Origin of the sequence: Enterobacter nematophilus (genome assembly GCF_026344075.1) — a bacterium.
In the GTDB taxonomy this organism is placed as follows: domain Bacteria; phylum Pseudomonadota; class Gammaproteobacteria; order Enterobacterales; family Enterobacteriaceae; genus Enterobacter; species Enterobacter nematophilus.
In genome coordinates this window covers 402,825-415,875 of record NZ_JAPKNE010000001.1, presented here as the reverse complement: position 1 = coordinate 415,875, position 13,051 = coordinate 402,825, and the positions used below count along the sequence as shown (strand labels likewise).

12 protein-coding genes are annotated in these 13,051 nt (G+C 61.7%); 10 read left to right on the top strand and 2 right to left on the bottom strand.

All coding sequences use genetic code 11. The features are described from left to right. Positions 1 to 61: 61 nt before the first annotated feature. Both tynA and paaZ read right to left on the bottom strand, forming a co-directional pair. Positions 62 to 2,335 (bottom strand): primary-amine oxidase, encoded by a 2,274-nt coding sequence (gene tynA, locus OSH03_RS01920; protein WP_266178118.1) that lies wholly within the window; start codon positions 2,333 to 2,335, stop codon positions 62 to 64. A gap of 195 nt (positions 2,336 to 2,530) precedes the next feature. Beyond that, on the bottom strand, positions 2,531 to 4,573 hold the full coding sequence (paaZ, locus tag OSH03_RS01915) for a phenylacetic acid degradation bifunctional protein PaaZ (protein ID WP_266178117.1): 2,043 nt from the start codon (positions 4,571 to 4,573) through the stop codon (positions 2,531 to 2,533). A 285-nt stretch (positions 4,574 to 4,858) separates the two neighbouring features. Between paaZ and paaA the strand changes: the two genes are divergently transcribed. The 10 genes from paaA to pcaF are packed head-to-tail and all read left to right on the top strand — an operon-like array spanning position 4,859 to position 13,025. After that, positions 4,859 to 5,788 carry a 1,2-phenylacetyl-CoA epoxidase subunit PaaA gene (gene paaA, locus OSH03_RS01910; protein WP_061098322.1) on the top strand — a complete coding sequence of 310 codons (930 nt, stop codon included), beginning with the start codon at positions 4,859 to 4,861 and terminating at the stop codon, positions 5,786 to 5,788. Positions 5,789 to 5,800: 12 nt separating this feature from the next. After that, the gene (gene paaB / locus OSH03_RS01905) at positions 5,801 to 6,088 is read left to right on the top strand and encodes a 1,2-phenylacetyl-CoA epoxidase subunit PaaB (RefSeq protein WP_003857353.1); all 288 of its coding nucleotides are present in this window, start codon (positions 5,801 to 5,803) and stop codon (positions 6,086 to 6,088) included. Between the two features lie 8 nt (positions 6,089 to 6,096). After that, positions 6,097 to 6,843 (top strand): 1,2-phenylacetyl-CoA epoxidase subunit PaaC, encoded by a 747-nt coding sequence (gene paaC / locus OSH03_RS01900; protein WP_266178116.1) that lies wholly within the window; start codon positions 6,097 to 6,099, stop codon positions 6,841 to 6,843. Positions 6,844 to 6,854: 11 nt separating this feature from the next. Continuing rightward, positions 6,855 to 7,352 (top strand): 1,2-phenylacetyl-CoA epoxidase subunit PaaD, encoded by a 498-nt coding sequence (gene paaD / locus OSH03_RS01895; RefSeq protein WP_266178115.1) that lies wholly within the window; start codon positions 6,855 to 6,857, stop codon positions 7,350 to 7,352. A 7-nt stretch (positions 7,353 to 7,359) separates the two neighbouring features. Beyond that, positions 7,360 to 8,430 carry a 1,2-phenylacetyl-CoA epoxidase subunit PaaE gene (paaE, locus tag OSH03_RS01890; RefSeq protein ID WP_266178114.1) on the top strand — a complete coding sequence of 357 codons (1,071 nt, stop codon included), beginning with the start codon at positions 7,360 to 7,362 and terminating at the stop codon, positions 8,428 to 8,430. Then, a complete protein-coding gene (gene paaF, locus OSH03_RS01885; RefSeq protein WP_266178113.1) occupies positions 8,427 to 9,194 on the top strand; it encodes a 2,3-dehydroadipyl-CoA hydratase PaaF in 768 nt (255 codons plus the stop codon). Before paaE ends, paaF begins: the two co-directional genes overlap by 4 nt. Then, positions 9,194 to 9,982 carry a 2-(1,2-epoxy-1,2-dihydrophenyl)acetyl-CoA isomerase PaaG gene (paaG, locus tag OSH03_RS01880; RefSeq protein WP_266178625.1) on the top strand — a complete coding sequence of 263 codons (789 nt, stop codon included), beginning with the start codon at positions 9,194 to 9,196 and terminating at the stop codon, positions 9,980 to 9,982. Before paaF ends, paaG begins: the two co-directional genes overlap by 1 nt. Position 9,983: 1 nt before the next feature. After that, positions 9,984 to 11,408, top strand: coding sequence for a 3-hydroxyacyl-CoA dehydrogenase PaaH (paaH, locus tag OSH03_RS01875; RefSeq protein WP_266178112.1), 1,425 nt, complete (start codon positions 9,984 to 9,986; stop codon positions 11,406 to 11,408). Beyond that, positions 11,398 to 11,820, top strand: coding sequence for a hydroxyphenylacetyl-CoA thioesterase PaaI (paaI, locus tag OSH03_RS01870; RefSeq protein WP_253541848.1), 423 nt, complete (start codon positions 11,398 to 11,400; stop codon positions 11,818 to 11,820). Before paaH ends, paaI begins: the two co-directional genes overlap by 11 nt. Next, positions 11,820 to 13,025: a 3-oxoadipyl-CoA thiolase gene (gene pcaF / locus OSH03_RS01865; protein ID WP_266178111.1), complete on the top strand. Its 1,206-nt coding sequence runs from the start codon at positions 11,820 to 11,822 to the stop codon at positions 13,023 to 13,025. The genes paaI and pcaF overlap by 1 nt, the downstream gene beginning before the upstream one ends. Positions 13,026 to 13,051 lie beyond the last annotated feature (26 nt).

Sequence of the window (13,051 nt, the reverse complement as noted above, 5' to 3'; positions counted from 1 at the left end):
CAAGCCCGGACGATCCTCAAACGCTGGGGTAAAAAAAACCGGGCAATTGCCCGGCAGGTGGTTATTTTTCGTCTTTTTTCTTCCCAAGCGTTGGCGTCTCGTCGAAGAAGTTCCACGGTTTAAGCAGGGTGTGCACCCATTCCGTCGGCATGATCGGCCACTCTTCCGCGCGCGCCACGTGGGTGGTGCCGGTGGTCATCCAGACCACGTCATCCTGGTCGTTCAGCGATTCGTTATCCTTGCTGTACTGACCGAGGCCCGTGTCGTGGATGGAGCGGTTCGGGAATTTCCCTTCCGGATACAGCTCATCCGGGTGGTAACGCGTCACCCACAGCTGTTTATCCATAAAGCTCAGGCGATGGTAAATCCACTCGTCCGGGGCAAATTTCGCGCCGGTCGCTACCGGATGAGTACCGCCCGCGTAAGGGATAATCTGGTACGAGACCGGGTTGCCCATGCGGTTCTCTTTGCTGGTGTTGCTCATCAGGCGGATGGTGCCCGGGTCAAACTTCTGCGCCGCCTGCTGTTCGGTATCAATATCGTACTGATTGACCTGCATGGTGCTGGTGCGAGGGCCGCCTGCGGTATTCGGCTTCACCTCCGGATCCATCGCCACCAGCTTGTTGTTGATGCCGTCCACGTCCATATCAAGACGGAAGTTATAGATGTGCTGATGGGTGGTGCCCACGATGTTATGGTCGATCAGCGTGCCGTACTTTGTGTCGTCTTTGGCGGTGGCGTCATGCATGGTTTTCGCCTGAACGCCTTTCACCGCTTCAATACCCGTCGCGCCGGCATCAATGCCGATGGTGCCGTTTTCATGGAACACCCAGTCGAAGATGTAATCGTAGTTGCCCACGGTACTCACCCAGCGCACCACCAGTTCGCGACGCTCGGCGCTGACGTTCGGCTTGCCCATCTCCTGATGTTTATATTCCGGCCCCGCGTAGCGTTCGAAAATGGCTATCGCGCGCGGGATCTCCATCGGCGTGCCGGTGTAATCCGGGATGGTTTCGTTGAGCATCACGGCGTTGGACGGCACGTCCTTACCGCGCACCAAAGGCGAGGTCAGGGTGCCCATGCCGTAGTCGCCGGAGTCGAGATAGGCTTTAAAGTACCAGCCCACGTCCGGATCGCCGTAAGGGACGATCATGCCGCCGAGCGACCCCTGATACATCACCTGGCGCTTTTTGCCGTTGTCGTTGTACGTGACGGTTGAAATCATCGGGCCGACGCGGGAGTCCAGGCTCAGGTGGAAATCCCAGTTCTGCCAGTGCACCATGTCGCCGGTAATGGTGTAGTTCTTGCCTTCCGGCTCAATGATGTCGAGCGGTTTTTTCGGCGTCTCTATGCGATCGCGGCCGTCATAGGGGCGCGGGGTCAGGGGAACCGGCACAACGGCGCCTTCCTCGATCTTCTGGATTTTCTTTTGCTCCAGATCGACCACGGCCACGAGGTTCTCGATCGGGTGCGCCCAGTAGTTGCCGTCGCCGACGTCCAGATAGCTCACCACCTTCAGCAGGCGGTCTTCCTGCTTCAGACCGTCTTTACCGTCGAAGTAGCCGACGGTCAGCGGCGTGGTAATCACTTTTTTCGGGTCGGTGATGCCGCGTTTTTTAAGCACCTCGGCAAACTCCGTGCTCTCGTTGATAATCTGCTGCACCGCGGTGAAATCATCCAGCAGCACCATGCCGTGCGCGTCTTTTACCGCTTCCCGGCGCAGGATTTTTTTATCCTTCAGATCCACCACGCTTTCGATGACGTGCTTGCCGTCGAGCATGACGATTTTCGCCTGACGAGGGGCATCCACTGCCGTACCGTTGAGCACAAAGTCCCACACTTTGGCTTTCTCTGGTTCCGCAAGGGCGATCTGGGTAAAGCGGGTATTGGGTTTAAAATCCGCAGAGGCTTTCACAATCTCGACGGCCTGCTTAATTTCGTCCGCCGTCAGCGCGTTTAGCGGGTGAGGGCGTTTTTCAACCTGGAAGGTCTGGTCAAGACCAGACTGGAAAACGTCGTTGATGAAGGTCTCTGAGATAAAGGCTTTTTTGCCCTTCATCACTACCGGCACCTCAAGCTTGAGGGTTTGACCGTTGACGATGGCCGTCTTTGCGCCCGGTTTGACCTTCACAAAGGCACCGTCCTTCGCAATGGTGAACATCTGTGCGTAATCATCCCACTGCACGTCCGCTCCAAAGTCCTGCAGCGTTTTGTCCATCGGGACCATATGCGCCTCGCTGCCGTGGGCGAAAACAGGGGATTGCCAGGCGCAACACAGCGCAACGGCCATGGCGAGTGCCGTTCTACGGGCAGAAAAAGAAGAATTGCTTCCCATCGTAGACCTCATCTTGTTGTGTTTATTGTGTTGTGACAGCCTTATCCTGACAGGCGCCTGTGAAAAGCGTTTGCCTGCATCTGCCAGGTTATTTGTTGGTCTTGCCAGGTTAAAAAAAGAGCGGGGATGAATCACAGGCTCGTGCAGATCAATCCCCTCTCCCCGTTGGGGAGAGGGTCAGGGTGAGGGGTGACGTTAGCTGAAATCACCCCGCTGGCGCGCCACCAGCGTCAGAATGGAGTAGAGCGCCACGGCCTGCTGGTGCTGGTTGAAGATCTCAACCGCCCATTCCACCACGCCGGTCGGTTTTTCCTCGGCGGTACGCTGTTTCTTCAGCGTTTTGCGCTTGCAGGTCAGACGCACCTGGATGGTGTCGCCCGGCTTGACCGGCTCGATAAAGCGCAGGTTTTCCATGCCGTAGTTGGCAATCACCGGCCCGACGCCTGCATCAACGAACAGTCCCGCCGCGGCGGAGATCAGGAAGTAGCCGTGGACCACGCGCTCGCCAAAGATCGACTCTGCCGCACCGATCTTGTCCATATGGGCATAGAAGTGGTCCCCGCTCAGGCAGGCAAAGTTCACGATGTCCGCCTCCGTCAGCGTGCGGCGCGGCGTCAGCAGGCTGTCGCCCGGCTGCAGCTCCTCAAAGTATTTGCGGAACGGATGGACGCGATCTTCCTGCACCGCCGCGCCGCGCACCCACTGTTTGCCGATGGCGGCCAGCATCGACGGGCTACCCTGAATCGCGGTGCGCTGCAGGTAGTGCTTCACAGCGCGCAGGCCGCCCAGCTCTTCGCCGCCGCCCGCGCGGCCAGGGCCGCCGTGCACCAGCTGAGGCAGCGGGGAGCCGTGGCCGGTAGACTCTTTTGATGATTCTTCGTTAAGGATTTGAATACGCCCGTGGGCGCGGGCCGCGCCGGCGATAAACTGGCGGGCAAGGGTCAAATCTGCGGTGACCAGCGTCCCCGCCAGGCTGCCGCCGCCCGCGCGGGCAAGCTGCATGGCGTGGTCTGCGCTGCGATACGGCATCAGCGTGGCGACCGGGCCGAAGGCTTCCGTATCGTGCACCGCCGGGGTTTCATCCGGCTGCGGGCAGAACAGCAGGGTTGGCGGGAAGAACGCCCCCGCGGCCTGCAGATCCGCTTTGCCGCCCAGGCGGATCTGGCAGCCTGCGGCGACCAGCCGGTCCACTTTCTCCTGCACGTCCGCGCGCTGCTCGGCGTTGACCAGCGCCCCCATCTTCACCCCTTCCTGCGCTGGGTCGCCAACGACGACCTTTTCCAGACGGGCAATCAGCGCCTGGCTGACGGCATCAACCTGGCTTTGCGGGACGATAATCCGGCGAATGGCGGTACATTTCTGCCCGGCCTTGGCGGTCATTTCGCGGACCACCTCCCGAATGAACAGGGCAAACTCAGGCTGCTCCGGCGTGACGTCTTCACCCAGCACGCAGCAGTTCAGGGAGTCGGCTTCCATAGTGAACGGTATCGAATTCGCCACAATATTCGGGTGCACGCGCAGGCTTTGCCCGGTGCTGGCGGAGCCGGTAAAGGTCACCACGTCTTGACCGTCGAGCTGGTCGAGCAGATCGCCCGCGCTGCCGCAAATCAGGCTAATGGCGCCGTCCGGCACCAGTCCGCTGTCCACGATGGATTTGACCATTGCCTGCGTCACCTGCGCGGTAGCGGTGGCGGGCTTGATGATGGCGGGCATCCCGGCAAGCCAGGTCGGCGCGAGTTTTTCCAGCATCCCCCAGCAGGGGAAGTTAAAGGCGTTGATATGCACCGCTACGCCGGACTTCGAGGTCAGGACGTGGCGCGCCGCAAAGCCGCCTTCTTTCGAGAGGGGAATAAGCTCATCTTCCGGCCACAGCGTGTCGTCCGGCAGCTCGCGGCTACCCAGGCTGGCGTAAGTGAAGAGGGTGCCGATGCCGCCCTCAATATCGACCCAGCTGTCCGCCTTCGTCGCGCCCGTCTGGGCGGACAGGGCATAAAACGTCTCTTTTTCGCCGAGCAGGTGTTTCGCCACCGCTTTCAGCATGGCGGCACGTTCGATAAAGGTCATGGCGCGCAATGCCTCGCCCCCATGCTCAATGGCATAGTGACGGGCGGCCGCCATGTCCAGCCCTTCGCTGGTCACTTCCCAGAGTGCTTCGCCGCTGATGGCGTGATGAATCGCGCGTGCGCGGCCCCGGCCAGACTGCCAGGTACCGGACAAGAAGCTGGCTAACTGCTGCATCGCTTATCTCCAAATGTTTCGTGATTTCACCATTAATAGTTTGATCGTGAATCATAAAAATCAAGCTGTGTTTTTAATGAATTGTTAACATTGTGATCTGGCTGGACGAATCGCCTCGCGTGAAGGCGCTTTTCATAAGGCTCGGAGTAAAAGCCTTGCGAGCAGCATCACAAAACCGGGAAACAATTCTTGGGGTTATATTTAACCTTTGTGTAACTTTTAAAAAACAAAGTGATTCAAAATTTCGCTTTAATTTGCAAACTAACGAATCATAAAGGTGATGACGTGACGCAAGAACAACGGTTTGAGCAGCGCATAGCGCAGGAGACGGCGATTGAGCCTCAGGACTGGATGCCGGACGCCTACCGTAAAACGCTGATCCGCCAGATTGGTCAGCACGCGCACTCCGAAATTGTCGGCATGCTGCCGGAAGGGAACTGGATAGCCCGCGCGCCGACGCTGCGCCGTAAAGCCATTCTGCTGGCGAAAGTGCAGGACGAAGCCGGGCACGGGCTCTACCTCTACAGCGCGGCGGAAACGCTGGGCTGCGCGCGGGAAGACATCTACCAAAAGATGCTCGACGGCAAGATGAAATACTCCTCCATCTTTAACTACCCGACCCTGAGCTGGGCCGACATTGGCGTGATTGGCTGGCTGGTGGACGGCGCCGCCATCGTTAACCAGGTGGCGCTGTGCCGTACCTCCTACGGCCCGTATGCCCGCGCGATGGTAAAAATCTGCAAAGAAGAGAGCTTCCACCAGCGTCAGGGCTTTGAGGCCTGTATGGCGCTGGCGCAGGGGAGCGAGGCCCAGCGCCAGATGCTGCAGGACGCCATCAACCGCTTCTGGTGGCCGGCGCTGATGATGTTCGGGCCGAACGACGACAACTCCCCGAACAGCGCCCGCAGCCTGGCCTGGAAAATCAAACGCTTCGGTAACGACGAGCTGCGCCAGCGCTTTGTCGACAACACGGTGCCGCAGGTGGAGATGCTCGGCATGACGGTGCCGGATCCGGACCTGCGTTTTGATGAAGAGAGCGGTCACTACCGCTTCGGCGAGATTGACTGGCAGGAGTTTGACGAGGTCATTAACGGGCGCGGCATCTGCAACCACGAACGTCTGGCCGCGAAACGCAAGGCCTGGGACGACGGAGCGTGGGTGAGGGAAGCCGCGCTGGCGCACGCCGAAAAACAACGTACCCGTCAGGCCGCATAAGAGGAAATAACCATGAGCAATGTCTACTGGCCGCTGTACGAAGTGTTCGTACGCAGCAAACAAGGGTTATCGCACCGTCACGTGGGCAGCCTGCATGCCGCCGACGATCGCATGGCGCTGGAAAATGCGCGCGATGCCTACACCCGCCGCAGCGAAGGCTGTTCTATCTGGGTGGTGAAGGCGAGCGAGATTGTTGCCTCCCAGCCGGAAGAGAGCGGCGAGTTCTTCGACCCGGCGGAAAGCAAGGTTTACCGCCATCCGACGTTCTACACCATCCCTGACGGCATCGAGCATATGTGAGGCAAAGAATGAACTCAGTGACTGCCTATGCCCTGCGTCTGGGCGACAACGGTCTGGTGCTCTCCCAGCGTCTCGGCGCCTGGTGCGGCCACGCGCCGGAGCTGGAAATTGACCTCGCGCTCGCCAATATCGGCCTCGACCTGCTGGGGCAGGCGCGCAATTTCCTGACCTATGCTGCGCAATCAGAAGGTCAGGGCGATGAAGACACGCTGGCGTTTGGCCGCGACGAACGCCAGTTCCGCAACGTACTGCTGGTGGAGCAGCCGAACGGCAGCTTCGCCGACACCATTGCCCGCCAGTACCTGATGGACGCCTGGAACGTGGCGCTGTACGAACGTCTGACTCAGAGCAGCGACGGCCAGCTGGCCGCTATTGCCGCCAAAGCGATTAAAGAGGCGCGCTACCACTTGCGCTTCAGCCGCGGCTGGCTGGTGCGGCTGGGCGACGGGACCGACACGTCCGCGCAAAAAATGCAGCAGGCCATCGACAGCCTGTGGCGGTTTACGGCGGAGCTGTTTGACGCCGATGACGTCGAGCTTGAGCTTATTGACACCGGTGTGGCGGTAGACCCGCGAACTCTGCGCCAGCCGTGGGAAAGCGAGGTGTTTGCTGGTCTCAAAGAAGCCTGCCTGCAGGTTCCCGCAGAGGTGGCGTACCGCACCGGGGGCAAGAAGGGGCTTCATACCGAACATCTGGGCCCGATGCTGGCGGAAATGCAGTATCTCCAGCGCGCGTATCCCGGTCAGCAGTGGTAAAGGAGAACGCTATGCAACGCCTCGTCGACATCGCGCCTGCGCAAATACCTGAGATCTGGTCGCTGTTAAGCCAGATCCCCGATCCGGAAGTGCCGGTATTAACCATCACCGATTTAGGCATGGTGCGCAGCGTGAAGGCACAGGGGGAAGGCTGGGTGATTGGCTTCACGCCAACCTACTCGGGCTGCCCGGCAACGGAACACCTGTTGCGGGCGATCCGCGACGCGATGACCAGGCGCGGCTTTACCCCGGTGCACATTGTGCTCCAGCTTGAACCCGCCTGGACCACCGACTGGATGACCGCCGACGCGCGCGAGCGCCTGCGCGCGTACGGCATCAGCCCACCCGTGGGCCATAGCTGCCACGCGCACGCCCCGGCAGAGGTGAGCTGCCCGCGCTGCGCCAGCACCGATACCGCCCTTATCAGTGAATTCGGTTCGACGGCCTGCAAAGCGCTCTACCGCTGCAATACCTGCCGCGAGCCCTTCGACTATTTCAAATGTATTTGAGGCTGCCATGACAACGTTTCATTCTTTAACAGTGGCAAAAGTGGAACCTGAAACCCGCGACGCGGTGACCATCACCTTCGCGGTGCCGCAGGCGCTGCAGGAGGCCTACCGCTTCCGCCCCGGCCAGCACCTGACCCTGAAAACGACGCTGGATAAGGACGAACTGCGCCGCTGCTACTCCATCTGCCGCAGCACCGCGCCGGGCGAGATCAGCGTGGCGGTTAAAGCCATCGAAGGCGGGCGCTTTTCCCGCTATGCCCGGGATGAGATCAAAGCGGGCATGGCGCTGGAGGTGATGGTTCCTCAGGGACAGTTTGGCTACCAGCCGCAGGCTGACCGTGAAGGCCACTACCTGGCGATTGCGGCAGGCTCCGGGATCACTCCGATGCTGGCGATTATCTCCGCCACGCTTTCGACCGAACCCAACAGCCATTTCACCCTGATCTACGGCAACCGCAGCAGCCAGAGCATGATGTTCCGCCAGGCGCTGGCGGACCTGAAGGACAAATACCCGCAGCGTTTACAGTTGCTCTCCATCTTCAGCCAGGAGCGGCTGGACAGCGATTTGCTATTTGGCCGCATCGACGCAGAAAAGCTGCAGGCGCTGGCGAAAACCCTGATCAACTTCCGCCAGTACGACGAGGCGTTTATCTGCGGCCCGTCGGCGATGATGGACGACGCCGAAGCGACGCTGAAGGCGCTGGGGATGCCGGAAAAATCCATTCACCTTGAGCGCTTTAACACCTCAGGGATCACCGTGAAGCGTGCGGTGCACGTACAGGCAGAAGGTCAAAAAGTGACCGTGCGTCAGGACGGGCGCGACCGTGAAATCACCCTGACGGCGGACGACGAAAGCATTCTTGATGCCGCCCTGCGCCAGGGGGCGGATCTCCCTTACGCCTGCAAGGGCGGCGTGTGCGCCACCTGCAAATGCAAAGTGCTGCGAGGCAAGGTGGACATGGCAACCAACTACAGCCTGGAGCCGGACGAGCTGGCCGCCGGGTACGTACTGAGCTGTCAGTCGCTGCCGTTGACCGCCGACGTGATTGTCGACTTTGACGCGAAGGGGATGGCATGAGCGAACTGATTGTTACCCGACATGACCGCGTGCTGCAGCTGACGCTGAACCGTCCGGCGGCGCGTAACGCCCTCAACAATGCGCTGCTGGCGCAGCTTGCCGAGCAGCTTGAGGCCGCGGCTTCTGACCGCGAGATTTCCGTCTGCGTAATTTATGGCAGCGAGCGCTGCTTTGCCGCCGGGGCCGATCTCAACGAAATGGCGGAGAAAGACCTGCCCGCCACCCTGAACGATATCCGCCCGCAGCTGTGGGCACGCATTAACGCGTTTAACAAACCGCTGATTGCCGCCGTGAACGGCTTCGCGCTGGGCGCAGGCTGCGAGCTGACGCTGCTGTGCGACGTGGTCATTGCCGGCGACAACGCCCGTTTCGGCCTGCCGGAAATCACGCTGGGCATTATGCCCGGCGCGGGCGGCACCCAGCGTCTTATCCGCAGCGTGGGTAAATCCCTTGCCAGCAAAATGGTGCTGACCGGCGAGAGCCTCTCCGCGCAGCAGGCGCTGAATGCCGGGCTGGTAAGCGACGTTTTCCCCGCAGCGCTGACGCTGGAGTATGCCCTGAAGCAGGCGGCGCTGATGGCGCGCCACTCGCCGCTGGCGCTGCAGGCGGCGAAGCAGGCGCTGCGCCAGTCTCAGGAGGTGTCGCTCCAGGCCGGGCTCGCGCAGGAGCGCCAGCTGTTTACGCTGCTTTCCGCCACCGAAGACCGCCGGGAAGGGATCGACGCCTTCTTACAAAAACGCACCCCCGACTTTAAAGGACGCTAATTGTGGAATTTATTCTCAGTCACGTAGAACAGGGCGTAATGACCATTACGCTGAACCGTCCGGAGCGTCTGAACAGCTTTAACGACGTTATGCACCAGCAGCTTGCCGAGTGCCTGAAGCAGGCCGAGCGCGATGATGCCGTTCGCTGCCTGCTGATCACCGGGGCGGGACGCGGGTTCTGCGCCGGTCAGGATCTGAACGACCGTAACGTCGACCCCAACGGCCCGGCGCCGGATCTGGGAATGTCTGTAGAAACCTTCTACAACCCGCTGGTGCGCCGCCTGGCAAAGCTGCCGAAGCCGGTGATATGCGCGGTCAACGGCGTGGCGGCGGGTGCCGGTGCCACGCTGGCGCTCGGGTGCGACATGGTGATTGCCGCCCGTTCCGCCAACTTCGTGATGGCCTTCAGCAAGCTCGGCCTGGTGCCGGACTGCGGCGGCACCTGGCTGCTGCCGCGCGTGGCCGGACGCGCCCGCGCCATGGGGCTGGCGCTGCTCGGCGACAAGCTCAGCGCCGAACAGGCGCAGGCGTGGGGGATGATCTGGCAGGTGGTGGACGACGACCAGCTCTCCGCCACCGCGCAGCAGATGGCGCTGCATTTTGCCTCTCAACCGACCTTCGGCCTGGGGCTGATCAAGCAGGCGATCAACGCCGCGGAAACCAACACCCTGGACGCGCAGCTTGACCTGGAGCGCGACTATCAGCGCCTGGCCGGGCGCAGCGACGACTACCGCGAGGGCGTCAGCGCCTTCCTCGCGAAGCGCGCGCCGAACTTTACGAGGAAATAAGATGCTGAACATACGGACTGTCGCCGTGATTGGCAGCGGCACGATGGGCGCCGGGATTGCCGAAGTGGCGGCCAGCCACGGGCATCAGGTGCTGCTCTACGACATCTCAAGCGATGCGATATCCCGCGCCATCGACGGGATCCGCCAGCGTCTGGCCTCCCGGGTGACGCGCGGAAAACTTTCCGCCGATGCCGGGAGCCAGATCCTCGCCCGGCTGCTTCCGGTTACGGATATCACCGCGCTCTCCGCCGCCGAACTGGTGATTGAAGCGGCCTCCGAGCGGCTGGAGGTGAAAAAGGCGCTGTTTGCGCATCTGGCTGAAATCTGCCCGCCGCAGACGGTGCTGACCAGCAATACCTCTTCCATCTCCGTCACGGCGATTGCCGCGGATGTCCACCATCCGGAGCGCGTCGCCGGGCTGCACTTCTTTAACCCGGCGCCGGTGATGAAGCTGGTGGAGGTGGTCAGCGGGCTGGCGACCTCTCCGGAAGTGGCCGACGCGCTGTGCGAGCTGGCGCTGAACTGGGGCAAACAGCCCGTACGCTGCCAGTCAACGCCGGGGTTCATCGTCAACCGCGTCGCGCGTCCGTTCTATTCCGAGGCCTGGCGCGCGCTGGAAGAGCAGGTCGCGCCGCCGGAGGTGATTGACGCCGCCCTGCGTGAAGGCGGCGGTTTCCCGATGGGGCCGCTGGAGCTGACCGACATGATCGGTCAGGACGTCAACTTTGCGGTGACCTGCTCGGTATTTAACGCCTTCTGGCAGGAGCGTCGTTTTCTGCCCTCGCTGGTGCAGCAGGAGCTGGTGCTGGCGGGAAGGCTGGGCAAAAAGAGCGGGAAGGGCGTTTACGACTGGCAGGGCGACAAACCCGCCGTGCAGTGGGTGCAGGCTGTGAACGACAGCTACAGCCCGATGCGCGTGGAAAAAAGACGTGACGGTGTCACCGAAATTGATGATGTGTACCTGATCGAAACGCAGGGTGAAACCGCGCAGGCGCTGGCGCTGCGGCTTAACGGCCCGGTGGTGGTGGTGGACCGCATCGAGCGCGACGTGGCGGTGATTGCCGCAGCCGCCAGCAACCCGCATACCGCGACGCAAAAGGCCATTCGCTACCTGCAGCAGCAGGGGCACCGGGTGGTGCAGATTGCCGATTATCCCGGCCTGCTGGTCTGGCGCACGGTGGCGATGATTGCCAACGAAGCGCTGGATGCCCTGCAAAAAGGGGTCGCCAGCGAGAAGGACATCGATACCGCCATGCGCCTCGGCGTCAACTACCCGAGCGGACCAATCGCCTGGGGCGAGCGTCTGGGCTGGCAGCGCCTGCTGACGCTGCTGGAGAACCTGCAGCGTCATTACGGCGAAGAGCGCTATCGCCCCTGTTCCCTGCTGCGCCAGCGCGCGCTTCTGGAGAGTAGCTATGAGTCATAACGCCTGGCATAACGCCCGCGCCATGTATGAACGGGACGCCTGCGCGCAGGCGATGGGGATGGACATTGTCGACATGGACGACGGCTACGCGGTGGTGTCCATGACCATCACCCCGCAGATGCTCAACGGCCATAAAACCTGCCACGGCGGACAGCTGTTTTCGCTGGCAGACACCGCCTTTGCCTACGCCTGCAACAGCCAGGGGCTGGCGGCGGTGGCCTCCGGCTGCTCGATTGATTTTCTGCGTCCGGGCTTTGCCGGGGACACGCTTACCGCCACCGCGCGGGTGAAGCATCAGGGCAAGCTGACCGGCGTGTACGACATTGAAATTCAGAACCAGCAACAGAAAACCGTCGCCCTTTTTCGCGGAAAATCTCACCGCATCGGCGGCAATGTGACAGGAGAGGCCTGATGCGTGACGCATTTATTTGTGATGGCGTTCGAACCCCGGTGGGGCGCTACGGCGGGGCACTTTCCGCCGTTCGAACCGACGATCTCGGCGCCGTGCCGCTGCGCGCGCTGCTGGCCCGCTATCCGCAGCTCGATCTGGAGCGGATTGACGACGTGATCTTCGGCTGCGCCAACCAGGCGGGGGAAGATAACCGCAACGTAGCGCGCATGTCGTCGCTGCTCGCCGGGCTGCCGCAGACGGTGTCCGGAACCACCATTAACCGCCTGTGTGGCTCGGGGCTGGACGCGATTGGTTTTGCCGCACGCGCCATTAAGGCGGGCGACGGCGACCTGCTGATCGCGGGCGGCGTGGAGTCGATGTCCCGCGCGCCGTTTGTGATGGGCAAAGCCACCGCCGCGTTTCAGCGTCAGGCGGAGATCTTTGATACCACCATCGGCTGGCGATTTGTGAATCCGCTCATGCATCAGCAATTCGGAACTGACAGTATGCCGGAAACGGCAGAGAATGTAGCTGAATTGTTAAATATCAGCCGTGCCGATCAGGACGCGTTCGCGCTGCGCAGCCAGCAGCGTACCGCGCAGGCGCAGCAGAACGGCATTCTGGCGCAGGAGATTGTGCCGGTGCGGGTGCCGGGCAAAAAAGGGGCGGTCACCGAGTTCAGCGAAGATGAACATCCCCGCGCGGACACCACGCTTGAGCAGCTTGCCGGGCTAAAAACGCCGTTTCGTAAGAACGGGGTGGTCACGGCGGGAAATGCCTCCGGCGTCAACGACGGCGCGGCGGCGCTGATCGTCGCCAGCGAGCAGATGGCGCTGGCGCAGGGTCTCGTTCCGCGCGCGCGGATCGTGGCGATGGCGACGGCAGGGGTGGAGCCACGTCTGATGGGACTCGGCCCGGTACCCGCCACCCGCAAGGTGCTGGAACGCGCCGGACTCAGCATTAACGAGATGGACGTGATCGAGCTTAACGAAGCGTTCGCCGCGCAGGCGCTGGGCGTGCTGCGTCAGCTGGGCCTGCCGGATGATGCCGCGCACGTCAACCCGAACGGTGGCGCGATTGCGCTGGGCCACCCGCTGGGGATGAGCGGCGCCAGGCTGGCGCTGGCCGCGAGTAATGAACTGCACCGACGCGGCGGGCGCTACGCGCTGTGTACGATGTGCATCGGTGTGGGTCAGGGCATTGCCATGATCCTTGAGCGTGTTTGAGCATAAAAACAATGTGAGTACCCTAC